The sequence below is a fragment of the Paraburkholderia sp. JPY419 genome, from assembly GCF_050435705.1.
Classification (GTDB): Bacteria; Pseudomonadota; Gammaproteobacteria; order Burkholderiales; family Burkholderiaceae; genus Paraburkholderia; species Paraburkholderia youngii.
This window is the reverse complement of record NZ_JBNDKV010000002.1, coordinates 1,402,520-1,423,886: the sequence shown is the minus strand read 5'-3', so window position 1 is coordinate 1,423,886 and position 21,367 is coordinate 1,402,520. Positions and strand designations below refer to the sequence as shown.

Sequence of the window (21,367 nt, the reverse complement as noted above, 5' to 3'; positions counted from 1 at the left end):
GCATCGGTCTGAAGGGGCGGCGCAAATCGCCGTGCAGGCCGCGCCCGCATCGGCGCGGGCGCGGCACACGGTGGCTGTGCGATGCAGACGCCAGCCGCTAGAAGCGCGGCAGCTCGGGATGTGGCAGCAGTCCGCCGCGCACGTGCATCTTGCCGTATTCGGCACAGCGCGCCCTCGTCGGAATGCCCTTGTCGGGATTCAACAGACCGGGCGCGTCGAATGCTCGCTTGACCGCGTGAAACGTGTCGCGCTCCTCGGGCGAGAACTGCACGCACATCGAATTGATCTTCTCGATGCCGACGCCATGCTCGCCCGTCACCGTGCCGCCCAGCTCGACGCAAGCTTCGAGGATGTCGGAACCGAACAACTCGGCGCGATGCCACTCGTCCTGGTCGTTGCCGTTGAACAGGATCAGCGGATGCATATTGCCGTCGCCGGCATGGAACACGTTGATGCAGCGCAGCTGGTAGGTTTTCTCCATCTCCTCGATGCGCGCGAGCAGCGGCCCGATACTTCGGCGCGGCACGGTGCCGTCCATGCAGTAGTAGTCCGGCGAGATGCGGCCGGCGGCCGGAAACGCGTTCTTGCGCCCGGACCAGAAGCGCAGGCGCTCGGCCTCCGTGCGCGAAATCTGGATACGGGTCGCGCCGTGCTCGCGCAGCACCGCGGTCATGCGCACGATCTCGGCCGCGACTTCCTCGGGCGTGCCGTCCGATTCGCACAGCAGGATCGCCGCCGCGTCGAGGTCGTAGCCCGCGTTGACGAACTCCTCGACCGCGCGCGTGGCGGGCTTGTCCATCATCTCGAGGCCGGCCGGGATGATGCCCGCCGCAATGATGCCGGCAACGGCGTCGCCGCCTTTGACGACATCGTCGAAGCTGGCCATGATGACCTGCGCCGTTTGCGGCTTCGGGATAAGCTTGACGGTGACCTCGGTGACGATCGCGAACATGCCCTCGCTGCCGATCAGCACCGCGAGCAGATCGAGCCCCGGCGCGTCAGGCGCGAGCGAGCCGAATTCGACGATCTCGCCGTCCATCGTCACCGCGCGCACGCGCAGCACGTTGTGCACGGTGAGGCCGTACTTCAGGCAATGCACGCCGCCCGAATTCTCGGACACGTTGCCGCCAATCGTGCAGGCAATTTGCGACGACGGATCCGGCGCGTAGTAGAGGCCATACGGTGCCGCGGCTTCGGAGATCGCAAGGTTGCGCACGCCCGGCTGCACGGTCGCGATGCGCGCATACGGGTCGACCTCGACGATCTTGCGAAAGCGCGCGAGCGACACCACGACGCCGTGCCGAATCGGCATTGCGCCGCCGGACAGCCCTGTACCCGCGCCGCGCGGCACGATGGGCACATCGAGGCGATGGCAGATCTGCACGATGCGCTGCACCTGCGATTCGGTTTCCGGCAACGCGACCGCGAGCGGCAGACGCCGGTACGCGGCGAGGCCGTCGCAGTCGTACGCGACGGTATCTTCCTCGCGATACAGCAGACAGTGGGTCGGCAACACGGCCATCAGCGCCTGCACGACTTCGCGCTGACGCTGCGCGAGAACTTCGGCCGACAGTTCAGCGGGTGCGTTCATGTGAGTTGTCTCCTCGTGGCTTGCGCCGGTCCGGCTTCCAGGTTCGAGCCGGCTGTTTCGTGCAGCCTGCTTCGCGTCACTTGCGTGTTCGGGCCGGCGGCTTGTCGCGGCCGGCCTTTGCAATGTAGATCAGGCCGCCGCCCAAGCGAAAATCTTGCCCGGGTTCATCAGATTGCGCGGGTCGAGCGCGTGCTTGATGGAGCGCATCGTGTCGACCGCGACGTCGCCGTGCTCCTCGAGCAGAAAACCCATTTTGTGCAGACCGACGCCATGCTCGCCGGTGCAGGTGCCGTCCATGCGCAGCGCGCGCTGCACGATGCGATGGTTCAGGCGTTCGGCTTCTTCGAGCTCTTCGGGCTTGTCCGGATTGATCAGGATTGCGACGTGGAAATTGCCGTCGCCGACATGGCCGACGATCGGGCAGGGCAGCGGCGACGCCAACAGATCCTGCTCCGTTTCGACCACACACTCCGCCAGACGCGAGATCGGTACGCAGACGTCGGTAGTCACCGCGCGCGAGCCGGGCTTCAGTTGCAGCATCGCGAAATAGGCGTTGTGACGCGCGTTCCACAGGCGGCTGCGGTCTTCGGGCCGCGTCGCCCATTCGAAGCCTTCGCCGGCATTTTGCGCGGCGATTTCCTGCACGAGTTCGGCCTGTTCCTTGACGCCGGCCGCGGTGCCGTGAAATTCGAAGAACAAGGTGGGCGCTTCGCGCAGCGTCAGATTCGAATGGCGATTGATCGAGCGGATCGCCAGCGAATCGACGAACTCGACACGCGCGATCGGCACGCCGATCTGGATCGTCTCGATGACCGCGCGCACCGCATCGCCCATCGACGGGAACGTGCACACCGCGGCCGACACCGCCTCCGGCTGCGGATAGAGGCGCAGCGTGATTTCGGTAATCACGCCGAGCGTGCCTTCCGAGCCGACGAACAGTCGCGTGAGGTCGTACCCCGCCGACGATTTGCGCGCGCGCGAGCCGGTCTTGATCACGCGGCCATCGGCGAGCACGACCGTCAGGCCGAGCACGTTCTCGCGCATCGTGCCGTAGCGCACGGCGTTGGTACCGGACGCGCGGGTCGCCGACATGCCGCCGATGCTCGCGTCCGCGCCCGGGTCGATCGGGAAGAACAGGCCGGTGTCGCGCAGCGCTTCGTTCAGCTGCTTGCGCGAGATGCCGGGCTCGACGGTGACGGTCAGGTCTTCGGCGTTGATCGACAACACACGGTTCATCTCCGACAGATCGATCGACACGCCGCCTTGCACGGCAAGCAGATGTCCTTCGAGCGACGAACCATTGCCGTACGGAATGATCGGCACGTCGAACTGGCCGCACAGCTTGACGGCGGTTTGCACGTCTTCGCTCGTGCGCGCGAAGACGACGGCGTCAGGCAATTGCGGATCGAACGGCGATTCGTCGCGGCCGTGGTGCGCACGTACGGCTTCGGCAACGGAGACCCGATCGCCGAAGGCGGCTTTGAGCTGGTTCAGCAATTCGGCCGGAAACGGCCGGCGAAGCGGCGCCGGCGGTACGGGATGGTTCACGCATGTCTCCTGTCGAGCGGAGTTGGCGCTTCAACGCTTACTCCGGTCCGATGAAAGTTTCTTTAGATAACAGCCTGTTTGCAGCAGCCGTTTCATTTTACGCCGTTCGCCCGCCGGGCGGCGCTGCGCCGGCTTCCGCTCATATAATGGCGGCGATTTCGCGATGCGTGCAATATGGACAAACGTGGTGGCCGCATCGTCACTGAATACAGGGGAGCATCATGGGCAATCGGCTCAGCAAGATCGCCACTCGCACCGGCGACGACGGCACCACCGGTCTCGGCGACGGCCGCCGTGTGCGCAAGGACAGCGCGCGAATCGCCGCGATCGGTGATGTCGACGAACTCAATTCGAACCTCGGCGTGCTGTTGTGCGAGAACCTGCCCGAGAACGTACGCGCGGCGCTGGTCGCAATCCAGCACGATCTGTTCGATCTGGGCGGCGAGCTGTGCATTCCCGGTCACACGATGATCACCGAGCGGCATCTCGCGCAGCTCGACGGCTGGCTCGCCGACTACAACGCCACGCTGCCGCCACTGAAGGAATTCATTCTGCCGGGAGGTTCGCGCGCGGCTGCGCTTGCGCATGTGTGCCGTACCGTTTGCCGCCGAGCGGAGCGCGCGATCGTCGCGCTTGGCGAACATGAGACGCTGAACGCGGCGCCGCGTCAGTACGTGAACCGGCTGTCCGATCTGCTGTTCGTGCTGGCGCGCGTGCTCAATCGCGCGGACGGCGGCACCGACGTGCTGTGGCAGCACGATCGCGGCACGCCTTGAGCGGCGACGCCCATGCGCAAGATAGGTACTGAGCTTCGCACGAGCCGACGCTCAACCGCTCAACCGACGGCGAGCGTAACCGGCTTGCCGATGCGGCTCAGCATTTCAACGAGCGTGTCGATCGTGAACTTGGTGGTTTTCTTGTTGACGACGTCTGACACGCGCGGACGCGACACCATCAGAATTTCGGCCGCCTCGGCCTGCTTCAGATGATGCTGTTCGATCCACGTGGACAGCTCCGTCATCAATTGTTCCTTGAGCAGCCGCGTATCGTTGATCTGCTTTTGCGACGCCGCGTGAAGGCGCTTCGCTTCCTCGGCGGAAAAACCGAGTTCGAGGAACACGTTCGCGCCGGCTCGCGTTACGTGACGAATGTTGGTGTCGATCGACATGGCTGGGTGGTCCTGTAATGAGTGATGGCGCGATAGCGCGTTTCGGCAATTTTTCTGTCGCGCGGTCCGAGCTTCTGCGTTTTCTTCTGAAAGCAATGCAGCACGTACAGCGCTTCGGCATATTTGGTCACGTACATCACGCGAAAAATACCGTCCTCGTCTCTGATGCGAATTTCGCGAGTTCCCGCGCCGATAGACTCGAACGGTTTCCAGTCGTCAGGGTCGAGTCCTGACTGAATCTTGTGAAGCTGAAACCCGGCGAGACGACGCGCTTCGTTGGGAAAAGCAAGCAAATCACGGTAGCTGGAGCCTAACCAGCGAATTTCTTTTTCCTGCTCCATCGCCACCTCATGTACAAAATCTTATACGCACTCTCCAGCCCAGTCAAGTCGTGCAAGCAACCAGGCAACGAGCTATGACGATAGCGAGGCGGCCGGCTCAGTACCATTCGTCCGAATGGCCAATAAAAAACCCGGTTCGAAATCGAACCGGGTTTTCTACGGACTACCGACCAGCCCCCGCGATGGCGGCGGGGCAGGCGTTCAGTTGCCGCTGCCGCGCGCGACGCGGCGTTGCTTGACCGCTTCGGCAAGGCCTTCGAGCACGGCGACGCTTTCGTCCCAGCCGATGCATGCATCGGTAATGCTCTGGCCGTACGTGAGCTGGCAGCCTTCCTTCAGATCCTGGCGACCCGCGACGAGATGCGACTCCACCATCACGCCAACGATGCGCTCGTCACCCGCGGCGATCTGACGGCCGACGTCCGCGCACACCGGAATCTGGTTTTCGTGCTTTTTCGAGCTGTTCGCATGGCTCGCATCGATCATCAGACGCGCGGCGAGACCCGCCTTGCCGATGTCCGCGCAGGCCGCATTGACGCTGTCGGCGTCGTAGTTCGGCGTTTTGCCGCCGCGCAGAATGACGTGGCAGTCCTCATTGCCCGCGGTCGATACGATCGCCGAGTGGCCGCCCTTGGTGACCGACAGGAAGTGGTGCGGCTGCGAGGCGGCCTTGATTGCGTCGACGGCGATCTTCACGTTGCCGTCCGTGCCGTTCTTGAAGCCGACCGGGCACGACAGTCCCGAAGCCAGCTCGCGATGCACCTGCGATTCGGTCGTTCGCGCGCCGATTGCCCCCCACGAGATCAGATCCGCGATGTACTGCGGGCTGATCATGTCGAGGTACTCGGTGCCGGCGGGCAGACCGAGTTCGTTGATCCGCAACAGCAGCTCGCGCGCGGTGCGCAGACCTTCGTTGATCTTGAAGCTGTTGTCCATGTGCGGGTCGTTGATGAGACCCTTCCAGCCCACCGTCGTGCGCGGCTTTTCGAAGTACACGCGCATCACGACTTCGAGCTCGCCGGCAAAGCGCTTGCGCTGCTCGATCAGACGTCCCGCGTATTCGATGGCGGCCTTCGGATCGTGAATCGAGCACGGGCCGATCACGACGATCAGACGGTCGTCCATGCCGTGCAGAATGCGATGCATCGCGGTGCGCGATTCGTAGATCACGTTGGACACCGTCTCGTCGCAAGCAAACTCGCGGATCAGGTGAGCGGGCGGCGTGAGTTCCTTCAATTCGCGGATGCGGACATCGTCGGTATTGTGCGGGGGCATGTGGTTCTCCTGAATCGGTTCGTAGCGTGTTCGCGTAGGTCAAATAGGTATCGAAAAGCGTGAGGCGAAAAAAAACCGCCAGGCTAGCTGGCGGTTTTTCGGGAATTCTCGGTGTCCTGCGTGTACTAACACCCCTCTCGATCCGCCAGCGGTCTGAGATACCAAAAAAAATAAAAATAAAACTTGGCGGACATGGCGAAGTGAATGCGTCGCTGATCAAAAAAGGGTGAGTGACTTTATAACCCGGTACAGGCTCGGCTGACAAGCCGGGACGTCGAAAAATGCGGAAAACCCGCACGCTTCGCGTTTTGCGTGCGCGAAGCGTGCATCCACCGAGTAATCAGGCCGTACCGCCGACCGTCATCTTCTCGATGCGCAGCGTCGGCTGACCGACGCCCACCGGCACGCTCTGGCCTTCCTTGCCGCATACGCCGACGCCCGAATCGAGCTTCATGTCGTTGCCGATCATCGTGATGTACTTCAGCGATTCCGGGCCGCTGCCGATCAGCGTCGCGCCCTTGACCGGATACGTGATCTTGCCGTTCTCGATCATGTACGCCTCGGAGGCCGAGAACACGAACTTGCCGTTCGTGATGTCCACCTGACCGCCGCCGAAGTTCACCGCATACAGGCCGTTCTTCACGGACGCGAGGATTTCCTGCGGGTCCTTGTCGCCGTTGAGCATGTACGTGTTGGTCATGCGCGGCATTGGCAGCGCCGCGTACGATTCGCGCCGCGCGTTGCCGGTGACCGGCATCTTCATCAGGCGCGCGTTCAGCGTGTCCTGGATGTAACCCTTCAGGATGCCGTCCTCGATCAGCGTCGTGCACTGGGTCGGATTGCCTTCGTCGTCGATATTCAGCGAGCCGCGGCGGTTCGGCAGCGTACCGTCGTCGACCACGGTGACGCCCTTCGCGGCGACCTGCTCGCCGATGCGTCCCGCGAACGCCGACGAGCCCTTGCGGTTGAAGTCGCCCTCGAGCCCGTGACCGATCGCTTCGTGCAGCAGCACGCCGGGCCAGCCCGGGCCGAGCACGACGGTCATTGCGCCGGCCGGCGCCGGACGCGCGTCGAGATTGACGAGGGCCGCGTGCACCGCATCGTCGACATAGCGCGACAGCACTTCATCGGTGAAATAGCCGTAGTCGAAACGTCCGCCGCCACCGCCGCTGCCGATTTCGCGGCGGCCGTTCTGCTCGGCGATCACGGTGACCGACACGCGCACGAGCGGCCGGATGTCGGCCGCGAAGCCGCCGTCGCTGCGTGCGACCAGCACCACGTCGTATTCGCCGGCCAAGCCCGCCATCACCTGCTGGATGCGCGGATCGCGGCCGCGCGCCATCTGTTCGATGCGCTCGAGCAGCTTGACCTTCGCGGTGGCGTCGAGCGAATGCAGCGGGTCGGACGGCAGGTACAGATCGCGTCCGGCGATGCCGGTCAGCGACGACGCCACCTTGATCTTCTGCTTGCCGCCGCCCGCCTTGGCGATTGCGCGCGTGGCGATGGCCGCCTGGCGGATCGCTTCGGGCGACAGGTCGTCCGAGTAGGCGAACGCGGTACGGTCGCCCGACACGGCGCGCACGCCGACGCCCTGGTCGATGCTGAAGCTGCCCGATTTCACGATGCCTTCCTCGAGACTCCACGCTTCGCTGCGGGTGGTCTGGAAGTACAGGTCCGCGTAGTCGACGCGGTGCGTGAAGATTTCGGCGAGCGTGCGCGTGAGCAGCGACTCGTCGAGGCCATAGGGCGTGAGAAGGATGTCCTTGGCGGCGGCGAGATTACGGATACCGGGTTCGATGATGTTCATGCGAAGTATGTTCTGCTCGATACGAAGGGGTCGGGGAGCGCCTGCGTCGGTATATGCGTGGCAGGCGCGGCAGTTTCAATGTCGGTTTCAGGTCAGCACGCGATGACGCCATGCCGGCAGGCTCTGCCGCACTTCGTCGATGCGCGCGCGTTCGAGGTTGCCCGCGACCACGCCGGCGCCCTCGTCGCGCACCGCGACGATCTCGCCCCACGGGTCGATCAGCATGCTGTGGCCCCAGGTGCGGCGGCCGTTTTCATGTTTGCCGCCCTGCGCCGCGGCGAGCACGTAGCACTGGTTTTCGATCGCGCGGGTGCGCAGCAGCAGCTCCCAATGCGCGCGGCCGGTCGTGTAGGTAAACGCGGACGGCACCACGATCAGCGCGCAGTCGCCCAGGCGCCGGTACAGCTCGGGAAAGCGCAGATCGTAGCAGACCGACAGGCCGACCCGGCCGAATGGCGCCTCGAAGCTTTGCACCGAGGTGCCGGGCCGGATCGTGCGAGCTTCGTCGAACGATTCATCGCCTTTTTCGAAGTTGAACAGATGGATCTTGTCGTAGCGCGCGGCTTCGTTGCCGAGCGGGTCGAACACCAGCGTCGTGTTCAGCACGCGCGACGCCTCCGGCGCGTTCAGCGGCAAGGTGCCGCCGATCACCCAGAGCCGGTGCCGGCGCGCGGCGTCGGCCAGAAAGCGCTGGATCGGGCCATCCCGATGCGGCTCGCGCACGGCGAGCTTGTCGGTGTCCTTGAAGCCCATGAAACAGAAATACTCGGGGAGCAGCACGAGCTGCGCGCCGTCGGCGGCGGCTTCGGCGATCAGGCGCTCTGCGTCGGCGAGATTGCGATCGCGATCCGGCGTGCTGACCATCTGCAGCGCGGCGACCCGAAAGGGGCTGGCGACAGAGCCGGACGTTGCGGCGGATGCGGATGATGTGACGTGTGTTTCGCTCATGAGCGTGTCGAAAGACTCCCGGCGGGCGGCGGTATGAAGCGCGGGCACCGCATGGTTCTGGGCTGGCTCGGCCCCGTTGGCGCATCGAGTCGGCAGAGCGACAGGAGCGGCCGCGTGGAACGAGACAGCGGCGCCAGGGAAACCGAAGCTCAGTGCGCTTCCACGGTCGAAGCCGGAGCGTCAATCTTACCCCGTTCGCCCGTCACCCGCTGAACCTGCGGTTTGGACCACGAACCGGTGATCGCGTAGTCGCGCGCGAACACGTGCGACACCCCATGTGTGAAGGCGATATCGGCGACCAGCGCGCCGAGACCGATCAGCGGATTGATGATCGTCGCGGCGATCACCGCGGAGCCGGCGCTGACGGTCGGTATCACGTGCAGGTGCAGGTTCTGGGTTCTCTGTGCGATGTCGACCGAGCCCACCATTTCGGCGCGGGCCGGCGCGGTCACCATCCTGAAGTTGTCGGTGCGGGCGATGCCGTCATGAATCTGCGCGGTACCGGTCACGCTCGAGAACGGCAGGCCCTCGCCGAGCACGTCGCGGAAATCGAGCGTGGCGATGCGCGCGAGGCTTTGCAGGCTCAGCACGCCGAGCAGCGTTGCGACGCCTGGATCGACCTTCAGGATCTGGCCGTGGCGCAGATCGAGCGCGAGGTTGCCGTTCAGCGTCGAATAGTCGATCGTGGTCGGGCCGCCCTGCCACACGGCCTTGCCCTGGATAGCGCCGATGCCGCCCTTGAGCGTTCTCGGCAGACCGAAGCGCTCGAGCATCGCGCCAGCGTCCTTGATGTCGAGCTTGAAATCGAACACGGTGCGGCGCGGCGTGGCTTCGTCGGCCGAGATGGGCAGTTCGGTCGAGGTGCGCCAGTTCGCGGTCGCGGTGAGCGTCGCGGTAGGGTTCGTCACGTCGAGCTTGTCGAGCTGCCACACCGGCACGCCGTTCTCGTCGTAGTTGTGCGCGTCGACCTCGAGCCGGCCGACGTTGCGGTCGTGCACGATCAGCTCGTTCACGACCAGATCGATCGACGGCATGTTCAGCGCGGGCGCCGACATCGCCGGGCCGAGCAGGTCCTTGTCCGCGACCGATGGAATCACGACGCGTGCGAAGCGCGCCTGCAGTTCTCCCGGCGATTCGCGGGTCACGCCCGGCAGCCACGACACGTGGCCGGACACCTGATTCGACGCGATGTTCGCCTGCCACGTGCGGTCCATGTGCGACGCGCCGACGATCACGTTGTCCCAGTGACGCTTGAGAAGCGTCAGCGTGTCGATGTGCAGCGCGAAGCGGTTCGGCAGGAACTGCGTGAGCATCGGATTCGGCGCGGCGGCGGGGGTGGTCGCGCTGCTTGCGTTGGTTGCGCTATTGCCGCCGTTCGCGCCGCCGTTCGCGCCATTCGCGCCGGCCGCGCCCGCGCGCAACTGCGCGGCGAGCGCGCGCCAGGCATCCGCATTGAACTCCTTGATGTCCACCGCGGCGACCACGCCCTCGGACGGCAACTCGACCGCCCGGTTCACGCCGATCGCGCCGCGCACGACGGTCGGTGGCGTACGCGGCTGCGCGCTCGGCCGATAGCGCAGCAGATACGCGGCGGCGACCGGCCCCAACGTCAGGTCGGCGCGTTCGAGGCCGGCTTCGCCCGGCACCGTCGACGGATTGACCGCGAAATGCAGCGGCATCGGTGTGCCGGCCTGCTTCGCGAACGGCGCTGGAAAATCGAGCGCGAGGCCGCTCAGATCCGAGTTGGCGCTGACCTGCGGCAGGCGGCCCCTCGCGCCGGCGACGCGCAACGCATAAGGCGCGCTGCCGCTCATATGCGTTAGTACCTGCGCGGCCGCGCCAGGCGGATGCAGCTCGCGCGCGGCATCGACGGCGATGTGGCCGTTGAGCGCGAGCGCGTATGTGCCGTCTTGCCGCAGGCCGCCGTTCGCATGCACGTCGCCGCCAAGGAACTGTCCGGAGAGCCGCTCGACCTCGGCCGTTCGTTCGGTGAAGCGCACCCGGCCGTTCAGCCGCGACAGCGGCGGCGCATTGCTCACGCTCAGGCGATTGTTCAGGAAGCCTAGCGCGCCTTCGACGCCGACATGCGGCTTCGGCGTACGGGGGATCGTCAGCTTCAGCGCGAGGGACGCGGGCCCTTCCGCGCGAATCTTTTCGGTCTGATGCCGCGCCATGATGCCGAGTGAGCTGCGGTTCACATAGTCGAGCATGTCGGCGAGCGGGCCCCGGCCATTGCCCTGGATGGTGAGGTTCGAGCCTTTGGTGCCGAGATCGTCGATGCGGCCGTTCACGCCGGTCAGCGCGACGCGCTTGTAACGGCCGCGGTCGATGTCGAAGCGCAGCACGTTCTGCTTGAGCTCGAACACGCCGTCGATGCCGTCGAGCGGCGGCCAAACGTTTGGCGTGCCGTTGCGCATGTTGCGCGGCGGGAACGGCGTCGGATCGAACTTGCCGCCGGTGAACGGCGCGACGATGTGGAAGAGGCCGGCGTCGGGGTCGCGTGCGTAGGGGAACTTGGTCAGGTCGCCGTGCACTTCGATCGTGCCGCCGCGCGACACGCCAGCCTGCAGGCCGTGGTCCAGGTAAATACGCAGCTTTTCGCTGACCGCGGTCGGCAGATAGCGGGCGATACGGGTCACCTGCGCGCGCTGGAAGTCGGCTTTGAGGTCGAGCGAGCCGCGGCCGTGGCCGGGATTGCTGTAGCTCGCGGTCGCGCTTGCCTCGACGTCGGGGTTCGATACGCTGAAATCGTTGAGCTTGACCGCGAACGCGGGACGCGTGTCGCCCGGTGCCTTCTTGCCCATCGTCCACTCGGCGCGGCCGCGCAGACGCGCGAGCGTCAGACGCGGATCGTCGAACACGCCCGGCAGCGTGATCGCCACGTTGGACGTATCGAGGTTTGCGCGGCCGCCTTTTTCGTCGGCGTCGACGGTGCCCCACAGGTTCTCGATGCCGGGAATGCCGGCGCGCGGATGGCCGCGCGGCGTCAGGCCCGGCCCCGGCTCCTGGGCGGCGAAGCTGATGCCCTGCAGATCGCCCTTGAAGCGATAACGCTCGATCGGCTCCGCACCCGTCGGCCGATGGTCGCTGCCCACTTCTCCGGATTCCGGTTTGTCGCGCTCGACCTCGATCACGTAGTTCGCGACCAGCCCGCGCGGATTGATGCGCACGAGTTCGTTCAGAAAGTGCCGCGGCAACGGCAACGCGCGGCTGAATTCGGCGAGGATGCCGAGATCGACGCGATCGCCGCTGATGCTCAAAAGCTGCCCGTGCTGCTGCGATGCGGTCCGGTAGCGGCTGTCGAGGGTCCGGAAGCGCAGGATGCGCGTGAGCGGCGTGCCGTCTTCGAGCGGCGGCTGGCCGAGCTCGGCACGCAGGTCCGACAACTGCAGCCGGTACTCGCCGTCGTCTGCCTCGACGCGCCACAGAAAGTGGGCGATCGGCACGAGCAGCTTTGGCTGGGTCGGGCGCACCCGCATCGCGACGTCGTTGCCGTTCAGCTGGCCGGTCGCCTGGTTCATGCGGCCTTCGCTGAAGTCGATCCAGATTGCATTGTCGATGCGGCCGGCGAACGTCTCGATCGGGAATTCGACGTAGCGCGCGAGGGTCGGCAGATCGACCGGGCCCGTCGACATATACACCTGGCCGCTCCAGTTGATCGGCTTGCCGATCGCGGAGAGCGGCGCGTGGCGAAAGTGCGTGCGGAAGTCGAGCGGGCCTTTCAGCACGCTGCCGTCGGGCGGTGCCTGCAGCGCCATGCGGTGGTCGCGGCCGTCATTGAGGATCGCGATGCGGATATCGCGCAGCGCCAGTTCGGGCTCGTGGCGGGTCGCGTCGCGCCAGCGCAGCACGCCGCCGCGCACGACGATCGCCTGCTGACGCAACAACCAGGTGGACAGCGCGTCGTTGCCGCTGTGGCGCGTCGGTACCGGCACGCCCGCGACCGACAGCACGCCGTCGTCGCTGCGCGACACCAGCACGTCCGGCTGATCGACGATCAGGCTCGACAGCGCCGGATGAAACTCCCATAGCGAGCGCCAGGATACCGTCGCGGTGGCGTGCGGAATCGTCAGCGCGGGTTGGCCGTCGTGATCGCGGATGACGAGGTTGGTGACGTCGAGCCCAGGCTGGAAGCCGCTCCAGTGCGGCGCGAGCCGGCCGATCGTGAATTGGGTGTGCAGCTTGTCGGAGACTGCGGCTTCGATGCGCGGCCGGAACGTGTCGACTCGCGGCAGCACCACGTAGCGCAAACCCAGAAACACTCCGCCCGCGATGAAATAGAGGACGAGTGCGAGCGTGGCCAGCACGCGCAACGTCCGACGCAACACGATGTGGTCGCTTCCGCTCACATGCCGGACCTGCGATGGGGCTTGCGGGTCGGCGGATTCGTTTCGCTCGGACATGCTGCGGCGGCTGGGCGTATGGTAGTTTTGCGTGTTAACGACGAAATGTAACACACGGGAAAGCGTCGGCGGACTTCCTGCAAACCCTGTCCGAAAGCCCGTGACGGGGATTCGCGAGGCCGTTCGGCACGGGCTTCGGCATGCTTGCCGCCGCGTGCCGGTTGCACAATAGAACGATATGACAGCGACCCCGAAACGACACCCCTACATCGTCAGAATACCGCCGGACAAATTCGATCAAGCAACGAGCGAGCCAGATTTTTGATGACTGACGCAACCCTCCTGAGTTCCAGCTATTCGCACTATGCCGCGCGCGCCGCCGCGGCCCGCCCGCAACTGGTCGCGCATGTCAGCGCGCTGGCCGACGAGCCGCTGACGCGCGAGCGCATCGACGCGCGTCTCGACGCACTGTGCGCCGAGGCGGCTGGCCCCGCCGGTGCGCCGGTCAACGAAGATGCGCTGAAACGCGCGCTGCGCCAGTTGCGCACCGAAGTATTCTGCGCGGTGATGGAGCGCGACCTGGCCGGCGAAGCCGATATCGCCGAAGTCACCGGCGCGATGACCGATCTCGCGGAAACGTCGATCCAGCGCGCGCTGACGGTGCTGAGCGCCGAACTGGAAGCGCTGTATGGCGAGCCGCGCGACCAGCAGGGCGAGCGGCTCACGCTCGGCGTGGTCGGCATGGGCAAGCTCGGCGGGCGCGAGCTGAACGTGTCGTCGGATATCGATCTGATCTTCGTCTACGAGGACGATGGCGAGACGACCGGCGGCCAGCGCTCGCCGCTCGCGACCCAGGAGTTCTTCACGCGGCTCGGCAAGCGGCTGATCGGCGCGCTCGCGGAAGTCACCGCCGACGGCTACGTGTTTCGTGTCGATATGCGTCTGCGGCCGAACGGCGATTCGGGCCCGCTCGTGTGCAGCCTCGGCATGCTCGAAGAGTATTTCTACGTGCAGGGCCGCGAGTGGGAGCGCTACGCGTGGATCAAGGGCCGGCTCGTGTCCGAGGGCGCAAGCGCCGCGGCGCAGCGGCTGCAGAAGCAGCTCGATGCGATCGTCACACCGTTCGTCTATCGACGCTATCTGGATTTCGGCGTGATCAGCGCGATCCGCGCGCTGCATCTGCAGATCCGCCAGGAGGCGCAACGCCGCGCGTCGATGCGCCCCGACAAGGCCGACGACATCAAGCTCGGCCGAGGCGGCATCCGTGAAATCGAGTTTAGCGCGCAGGTGTTCCAGCTGATCCGCGGCGGCCAGGACGCCGGCTTTCGCGTGCGGCCGACGCTCGCCGTGCTGCGCCATGCGGCCACGCATGGGTTGATGGACCCGTCGGTTTGCCTGAAGCTGTCGCAGGCGTATCGCTTTCTGCGCGAGCTCGAACATCGCTTGCAATATCGCAACGACGCGCAGACTCACGCGATGCCCGTCGATGCCGAAGACCGCGCGGCGCTCGCGCGCGCGATGGGCTGCGACGACTACCCGGAATTGATGACTAAGCTCGACGCGCATCGCGAGTTCGTCGAACAGCAGTTCGACCAGATTTTCGCCGACAAGGTGGGCGGCCGCGACGGCTGCGGCGCGCCCGAGGACGGCGCGGCCGCGTGGGTGTGGAGCAGTGCGCTCGCCGACGATAGCGCCGACGACGCGCTGCGCGCGCGCCTCATCGAACTCGGTGTGGCCGAACCCGGCGAGTTGCTCGCGCGGCTGCAGGCGGTGTGGCGCTCGTCGCGCTACACGGGCCTGAACGAGCGCAGCCGGCAGCGCTTCGACATCGTCGCGCAGCGCGCGCTCGAAGCCGCGCGCACGCTGGAGCCGGCCGGCCGGCGCGGCGATACGGTCGCGCGCCTGTTCGATCTGCTCGAAGCGGTGAGCCGGCGCGGCGCGTATCTGGCGCTCTTGACCGAGTATCCGCAGGCGCTGCACCAGGTGCTGTCGGTGCTGGGCGGCTCGCGCTGGGCGGCCGGCTATCTGATCCGCCACCCGCAGCTGCTCGACGAACTGCTCGACGGCGAGGCCATCAACAGCCCGTTCGACTGGCCCGAATTCGAACGAACATTGCGTTTGCGGCTCGCCGCCGCCGACGGCGTCGAGCAGCAGATGGATCTGCTGCGCCACGCGCATCAGGCCGAGGTGTTTCGCATTCTGCTGATCGATCTCGCCGGCAAGCTGTCCGTCGAGCACGTCAGCGATCGGCTGTCCGAGCTCGCCGACGCGGTGCTCGACGTGACGATCGAAGCCGTGTGGAATCAGTTGCCCAAACGTCACCGCGACGCGCCGCGCTTCGCGGTGATCGCCTATGGCAAGCTCGGCGGCAAGGAGCTCGGCTACGCGTCGGACCTCGACCTGATCTTCCTGTATGACGATCCCGACGATGCGGCGGCCGACGTCTACGCCACCTTCACGCGGCGCCTGATCACGTGGCTGACCACCGCGACCGGCGCCGGCACCTTGTTCGACATCGATCTGCGGCTGCGGCCCAATGGCGAGTCAGGCCTGCTCGTCACCGATCTCGACGCGTTCCGCCGCTATCAGCTGCGCGAGGGCGACGCGGCGAACACCGCCTGGGTGTGGGAGCATCAAGCGCTGACGCGGGCACGCTACTGTGCGGGCGATCCGGAGATCGGCGCGAAGTTCGAGGCGATCCGCGAACAGGTGCTGACGACACCGCGCGAAGCGCCGCTGCTCGCGAAAGAGATCGTCGAGATGCGCGCGCGCGTCGAAGCGGGTCACCCGAACCAGACGCCGACTCTATTCGACCTGAAGCACGACCGCGGCGGCATGGTCGATATCGAGTTCACCGTGCAGTACTGGGTGCTGCTGCATGCGGCGCGCGATCCAGAACTGATCCGGAATACCGGCAATATCGCGCTGCTGCGTGAAGTGTCGCGTTTCGGGCTGATGAGCGAAGCGGAAGCCGAGACGGTCGGCGCTGCCTATCGGCGCTATCGCAAGCTGCAGCACACGCTGCGGCTCGACGGGATGGAGAAGGCGCGGGTCGATCCGGCGCTGGTCGCGGCCGAGCGCGAGGCGGTGCTGGCGTTGTGGAAGAGGGTGTTTGGGTAAAGGCGCTTGCGCATTTCGCGTAGCGCCAGCGCATCATGCGCGGCCGGGATCGGTGTGAGGTCCCGGCCAACCCGACTCAGGCCGTGTGCGGTGAGCTGCGCACGGCGCAATCTCAGGCGGCCAGCATTTCCTTCGCGTGCTTGCGCGTGGTCGCCGTGATTTCGAGGCCGCCGAGCATGCGCGCGACTTCCTCGATGCGGCTCGCCTTGTCGAGCGAGGTCACGCTGCTGAGCGTGCCGCCGGTGCCGTTGCTCATCTTTGCGACCTGGAAATGATGATCGCCGCGCGCCGCGACCTGCGGCAGATGGGTCACGCACAACACCTGGCGCGCCTCGCCGAGTTGATGCAATAGCCGCCCGACCACTTCGGCCACGCCGCCGCCGATGCCCGTATCCACTTCGTCGAAGATCAGCGTCGGCGTCGGGCTGGCCGCGCTCGCGATCACTGCGAGCGCGAGACTGATACGCGCGAGTTCGCCGCCCGACGCGACTTTCGCGAGCGGCCGCAGCGGCACGCCGGCGTGACCGGCCACGCGGAACTCGATCTGCTCGAGCCCATGCGCACCGCCTTCGGGCAACGGCACCAGCGCGACTTCGAAGCTGCCGCCTTTCATCGACAGTTCCTGCATGCCGGTCGTGACCGCCTCGCCGAGCGCCTTGCCTGCTTTGGCGCGTGCCTTCGACAGTTTTTTAGCCTCGGCGACGAACGCGTCCTTCGCTTGCGCCTCGGCGGCGCGCAGGCCGTCGAGGTCGGCGGCGGCGTCGAGCGCGGCCAATTGCTTGCGGCGCGCTTCGTGTTCTTCCGGCAGCGTCTCGGGCTGCAGACGGAATTTTCGCGCGGCCGAGTGCAGCGCGTCGAGGCGCTTTTCGACCTGCGCGAGCCGCTCCGGATCGAGCTCGAGCTTCTGCGCGTAGTGGCTCAGCGAATACGCGGCTTCCTGCAACTGGATCTCGGCGGGTTCGAGCGCGGCGAGCACGTCGTTCAGCGCCGGGTCGATCTCCGCGAGGTCGCGCACCTTCGACACGATCGAGCCGAGATGCGTGATCATCGCGTCGTCCGATTCGGACAGCGCGCCGAGCGCACCCTGCACGCCGTCGATCAGATTCGCGGAATGCGACAGCCGCCGATGCTCGGTGTTGACCTCTTCCCATTCGCCGGGCTGCGGCGCGAGCTTATCGAGTTCGGTGAGTTGCCACGCGAGTCGCTCGCGTTCGAGTTGCAGCTCGCGATCGCGCGTTTGCGCGTGCTCGACCGCCTGCGCCTTGTCGCGCCACGTGCGCCACGCGCGTGTCACGGCGGCGGCCAGGTCCGACAGGCCCGCGTGCGTGTCGAACAGCTCGCGCTGCGCGTCCGGGCGCATCAGCAACTGGTGCGCATGCTGGCCGTGAATATCGACGAGCATTTCGCCGACCTCGCGCAGCTGCGCGAGCGTCGCGGCCGTGCCATTGATGAACGCGCGTGAGCGACCGTTCGCGTCGACCACCCGCCGCAGCATCACGGTGCCGCCGTGCTGGCCGTCATCGGCCGCGCCGAGCGCCTGCGCGTCGAGCCATTGATCGACCTGCGCGTGCGTTTCGAACTCCGCGGTGATATCGGCGCGGCTCTCGCCGGTGCGCACGACGCTCGCCTCGGCGCGCGCGCCTAGCGCGAGCGCGAGCGCGTCAATCAAGATCGATTTGCCGGCGCCGGTTTCGCCCGAGAAAACGGTAAAGCCGCTGTCGAATTCGAGGTCGAGCGCGGCGACGATGACGAAGTCGCGTATCGAGAGGTGGCGAAGCATGGAGGTCGTCGGGTAGCTTGGATTCGGGTGGCGGCCGCGGCGGCGTGGGCTTGAAAGCGCCGCTTACGGCCTCGGGTCTTCTTCGTGCGACGGGTACTCGTGCCAGTGCAGCTTCTTGCGCAGCGTCGCGTAATAGCTGTAGCCGACCGGATGCAGCATTGGCACCGTGTGACGCGAACGGCGCACCTCGATCGTGTCGCCGAGCTCCAGCGACGTGAACGACTGCATGTCGAAATTGACGTTCACTTCGCGCCCGGAAACGATCTGGATGCTGACCTTCGAGTCGTCCGGCAGCACGATTGGCCGGTTCGACAGCGCGTGCGGCGCGATCGGCACGAGCACGAAGCCCTGCAATTGGGGATGCAGGATCGGCCCCTGCGACGACAGCGCGTACGCGGTCGAGCCGGTCGGCGTCGCGACGATCAGGCCGTCCGAGCGCTGGTTGTACATGAAGCGGCCGTCGACCGACACGCGCAGCTCCGCCATGCCCGAAAAACCGCTACGGTTGACCACCACGTCGTTGAACGCGAGCGCGTGATAGATCGACGTGCCGTCGCGCACGATGCGCGCTTCGAGCAGCACGCGCTCCTCGCGCTCGAAATTGCCGGACAGCATTTGCGGCACGATCTCGCGCATGTCGGAGATTGGAATGTCGGTGATGAAGCCGAGCCGTCCGTGGTTGATGCCGATCAAGGGCGTGCGATATGGCGCGAGCTGGCGACCGATGCCGAGCATCGTGCCGTCGCCGCCGAGCACCACGGCGACGTCGGCGCGCGCGCCGATCTCGGCGGGACGCAGCGCCGGATAGTCGGTTACGCCGATTTCGGCGGCGGTGTCGGCTTCGAACACGACTTCGAGGCCGAGCTTCGCGATGCACGCGGCGAGCGCGGTCAGCGGCTCGCCGATGCCTGGCGTATTGCTGCGCCCGACGAGCGCGACGGTCTTGAACTGGCTGGTCACTTGCATGCCGGCATTACACCATAGGTAGGGCCTGAAAAGAACCGCAGGCCAACCCGGTAGCGGGCCGGCGCACGCGGGGGCGTCTGCGCATGTCGCGATTATCGTTAGAATGGTGAAGACCCGATGACATGCGCGCCCGCTGACGGCGCCGCATTGGCCGGGAGCGGGCGCCGCGGGCGCTCGCGGCTGCGATGCCATTGAGCTAAAATTTTTCGTCATGCTAGATCCTCGCGCACAAACCCTCCTCAAAACGTTGATCGAGCGCTACATCGCCGAAGGTCAGCCGGTCGGCTCGCGCACGCTGTCACGTTACTCGGGCCTCGAGCTGAGCCCGGCCACGATCCGCAACGTGATGTCGGACCTCGAGGATCTGGGGCTCGTGATCAGTCCGCACACGTCGGCGGGGCGCATTCCAACGCCACGCGGCTACCGTCTGTTCGTCGACACAATGTTGACGGTCGAGTCCGCCGCCGACGAAGAAGCGGTGATGCGCGCGGTCAAAACCACGCTGCAGGTGGGCGAGCCGCAGAAGATCGTCGCCGCGGCGGCGAGCGTGCTGTCCAACCTGTCGCAGTTCGCCGGCGTGGTGCTCACACCGCGCCGCAGCCACGTATTCAAGCAGATCGAATTCATGCGCCTGTCCGACAAGCGCATTCTGCTGATCATCGTGACGCCCGAAGGCGACGTGCAGAACCGCATCCTCGCCACCCAGCGCGACTTTTCGCCTTCGCAGCTGGTGGAAGCCTCCAATTACATCAACGCGCACTTCGCGGGCCTCTCGTTCGACGAAGTGCGCCGCCGCCTGCGCGAGGAAATCGACGAGCTGCGCGGCGACATGACCTCGTTGATGCACGCGGCCGTCACCGCGAGCACCGACGAATCCGATACCGGCGAGACTGTGCTTATCTCCGGCGAGCGCAATCTGCTCGAAGTCGCCGATCTTTCGTCGGACATGGCGCGCCTGCGCAAGCTGTTCGATGTGTTCGACCAGAAGACCAGCCTCCTTCAGTTGCTCGACGTGTCGAGTCACGCGGCGGGTGTGCAAATTTTCATTGGCGGCGAATCGACACTGGTGCCGATCGAGGAAATGAGCGTCGTCACCGCGCCGTACGAGGTCAACGGCAAGATCGTCGGCACGCTCGGTGTGATCGGACCGACCCGCATGGCCTACAACCGCGTGATTCCGATCGTGGACATCACCGCGCGGCTGTTGTCCATGACGCTCAGCCAGCAGTAGTCATCGCGCTCCGCGGCGCCGCCGTCATCGCAGCCCGTGCCGGCCATGATGCGCGAACGGGCGGCCTCTGCCAATCGTCCGAATGGCCAGGGTCCGGCGACGCCCGGCCGAACCCGCGCCGCTATAATGAATCTCCATTGAATCGACTCGCCGCGTGAAGCGGTGACTTCTGCTGCCTATGCGCTTCGACCTCGAGCGGCCATCACAGAACGCCACATCGCATCGCGTCGCCGTATTGCTGATCAACCTCGGCACGCCCGACGCGCCGACACCGCGCGCGGTGCGCAGCTATCTCGCGCAGTTCCTGTCCGATCCTCGCGTGGTCGAAATTCCCGCGTTGCTGTGGCAGCTGATTCTGCGTCTGCTGATCCTGCCGCTTCGCGGCCGCCGTTCCGCCAGGAAGTACGCGGCGGTATGGATGCCCGAGGGCTCGCCGCTGCGCGTGCACACCGAAAAGCAGGTCGAGGGTTTGCGCCATCTGCTGCAAGTCAACGACTACACGGTGCTGGTCGACTACGCGATGCGCTACGGCACGCCCGGCATTCCGGCAATGCTGAACCAGCTGAAGCTCGCCGGCGCCGAGCGCGTGCTGCTGATGCCGATGTATCCGCAGTATTCGGCGTCGACCACCGCGACCGCGTTCGACGAAGCCTTTTCCGCGCTCAAGCGCATGCGCAACCAGCCGGAAATCCGCACGGTTCGCCAGTACGCCGATCACCCGGCGTATATCGCGGCGCTCGCCGCGCAGGTGCGTCATCACTGGCATCTGCACGGCCGCCCTGATTTCGCGGCGGGCGACAAGCTCGTGCTGAGTTTCCACGGCGTGCCCAAGCGCACGCTCGACCTCGGCGACCCGTATCACGAGCAATGCCAGCAGACCGGCGCGCTGCTGATGCAGGCGCTGGAGTTGACGCCGGTCGAATGCCGCATCACGTTCCAGTCGCGCTTTGGCAAGGCCGAATGGCTGCAGCCCTACACGGCGCCGACGTTGAAGGAACTCGGTGCGGCAGGCGTGCGGCGTGCTGACGTGTTTTGTCCGGGTTTCACCGCCGACTGCCTCGAAACGATCGAGGAAATCGGCATGGAAGTGCGCGACGAATTTCTGCAGGCGGGTGGCAAGGAGTTTCACCGGATCCCCTGTCTGAATGCGTCTCAGCCGTGGGTTGCCGCGCTCGGCGAAATCGTCGCGCAGCACCTGCAGGGCTGGCCGGTGCAGGCGGTGCCGGTGCCGCATACGACAGGACCTTGA

General features: G+C 65.9%; 14 protein-coding genes. 4 read left to right on the top strand and 10 right to left on the bottom strand.

The window, feature by feature from the left end:
• Nucleotides 1-97: 97 nt before the first annotated feature.
• On the bottom strand, nt 98-1,591 hold the full coding sequence (locus QFZ91_RS12655; protein ID WP_176122481.1) for an FAD-linked oxidase C-terminal domain-containing protein: 1,494 nt from the start codon (nt 1,589-1,591) through the stop codon (nt 98-100).
• A gap of 129 nt (nt 1,592-1,720) precedes the next feature.
• Nucleotides 1,721-3,139, bottom strand: a complete 1,419-nt coding sequence (locus QFZ91_RS12650) for an FAD-linked oxidase C-terminal domain-containing protein (RefSeq protein ID WP_429567436.1) — start codon at nt 3,137-3,139, stop codon at nt 1,721-1,723.
• Nucleotides 3,140-3,360: 221 nt separating this feature from the next.
• Between QFZ91_RS12650 and QFZ91_RS12645 the strand changes: the two genes are divergently transcribed.
• Complete coding sequence (locus QFZ91_RS12645) at nt 3,361-3,915, top strand: cob(I)yrinic acid a,c-diamide adenosyltransferase (protein WP_176122483.1); 555 nt, start codon at nt 3,361-3,363, stop codon at nt 3,913-3,915.
• 59 nt (nt 3,916-3,974) lie between these two features.
• Here QFZ91_RS12645 and QFZ91_RS12640 read toward each other — a convergent pair whose 3' ends face one another.
• From QFZ91_RS12640 to QFZ91_RS12615, 6 genes are all read right to left on the bottom strand, one after another.
• Nucleotides 3,975-4,307, bottom strand: coding sequence for a helix-turn-helix domain-containing protein (locus tag QFZ91_RS12640; protein ID WP_429567435.1), 333 nt, complete (start codon nt 4,305-4,307; stop codon nt 3,975-3,977).
• Nucleotides 4,277-4,648 (bottom strand): type II toxin-antitoxin system RelE/ParE family toxin, encoded by a 372-nt coding sequence (locus QFZ91_RS12635; protein WP_429567434.1) that lies wholly within the window; start codon nt 4,646-4,648, stop codon nt 4,277-4,279. Before QFZ91_RS12635 ends, QFZ91_RS12640 begins: the two co-directional genes overlap by 31 nt.
• A 201-nt stretch (nt 4,649-4,849) precedes the next feature.
• On the bottom strand, nt 4,850-5,923 hold the full coding sequence (gene aroG / locus QFZ91_RS12630) for a 3-deoxy-7-phosphoheptulonate synthase AroG (protein ID WP_176109507.1): 1,074 nt from the start codon (nt 5,921-5,923) through the stop codon (nt 4,850-4,852).
• 340 nt (nt 5,924-6,263) lie between these two features.
• Nucleotides 6,264-7,730 (bottom strand): metalloprotease TldD, encoded by a 1,467-nt coding sequence (gene tldD, locus QFZ91_RS12625; protein ID WP_184225997.1) that lies wholly within the window; start codon nt 7,728-7,730, stop codon nt 6,264-6,266.
• Between the two features lie 87 nt (nt 7,731-7,817).
• Nucleotides 7,818-8,678: a carbon-nitrogen hydrolase family protein gene (locus QFZ91_RS12620; RefSeq protein WP_176122486.1), complete on the bottom strand. Its 861-nt coding sequence runs from the start codon at nt 8,676-8,678 to the stop codon at nt 7,818-7,820.
• A 149-nt stretch (nt 8,679-8,827) separates the two neighbouring features.
• A complete protein-coding gene (locus QFZ91_RS12615; RefSeq protein ID WP_429567433.1) occupies nt 8,828-13,081 on the bottom strand; it encodes a YhdP family protein in 4,254 nt (1,417 codons plus the stop codon).
• 261 nt (nt 13,082-13,342) lie between these two features.
• Between QFZ91_RS12615 and glnE the strand changes: the two genes are divergently transcribed.
• Nucleotides 13,343-16,141, top strand: coding sequence for a bifunctional [glutamate--ammonia ligase]-adenylyl-L-tyrosine phosphorylase/[glutamate--ammonia-ligase] adenylyltransferase (glnE, locus tag QFZ91_RS12610; protein ID WP_429567432.1), 2,799 nt, complete (start codon nt 13,343-13,345; stop codon nt 16,139-16,141).
• Nucleotides 16,142-16,253: 112 nt separating this feature from the next.
• Here the strand turns inward: glnE and recN are convergent, their stop codons facing one another.
• Nucleotides 16,254-17,921: a DNA repair protein RecN gene (gene recN / locus QFZ91_RS12605; protein ID WP_176109502.1), complete on the bottom strand. Its 1,668-nt coding sequence runs from the start codon at nt 17,919-17,921 to the stop codon at nt 16,254-16,256.
• A gap of 63 nt (nt 17,922-17,984) precedes the next feature.
• Nucleotides 17,985-18,887, bottom strand: a complete 903-nt coding sequence (locus tag QFZ91_RS12600) for an NAD kinase (RefSeq protein ID WP_176122489.1) — start codon at nt 18,885-18,887, stop codon at nt 17,985-17,987.
• 211 nt (nt 18,888-19,098) lie between these two features.
• Here QFZ91_RS12600 and hrcA point away from each other — a divergent pair, with 211 nt between their 5' ends.
• Both hrcA and hemH read left to right on the top strand, forming a co-directional pair.
• The gene (gene hrcA / locus QFZ91_RS12595) at nt 19,099-20,118 is read left to right on the top strand and encodes a heat-inducible transcriptional repressor HrcA (RefSeq protein ID WP_026227992.1); all 1,020 of its coding nucleotides are present in this window, start codon (nt 19,099-19,101) and stop codon (nt 20,116-20,118) included.
• A 178-nt stretch (nt 20,119-20,296) separates the two neighbouring features.
• Entirely contained in the window at nt 20,297-21,367 is a 1,071-nt protein-coding gene (hemH, locus tag QFZ91_RS12590) for a ferrochelatase (protein ID WP_429567431.1), read from the top strand.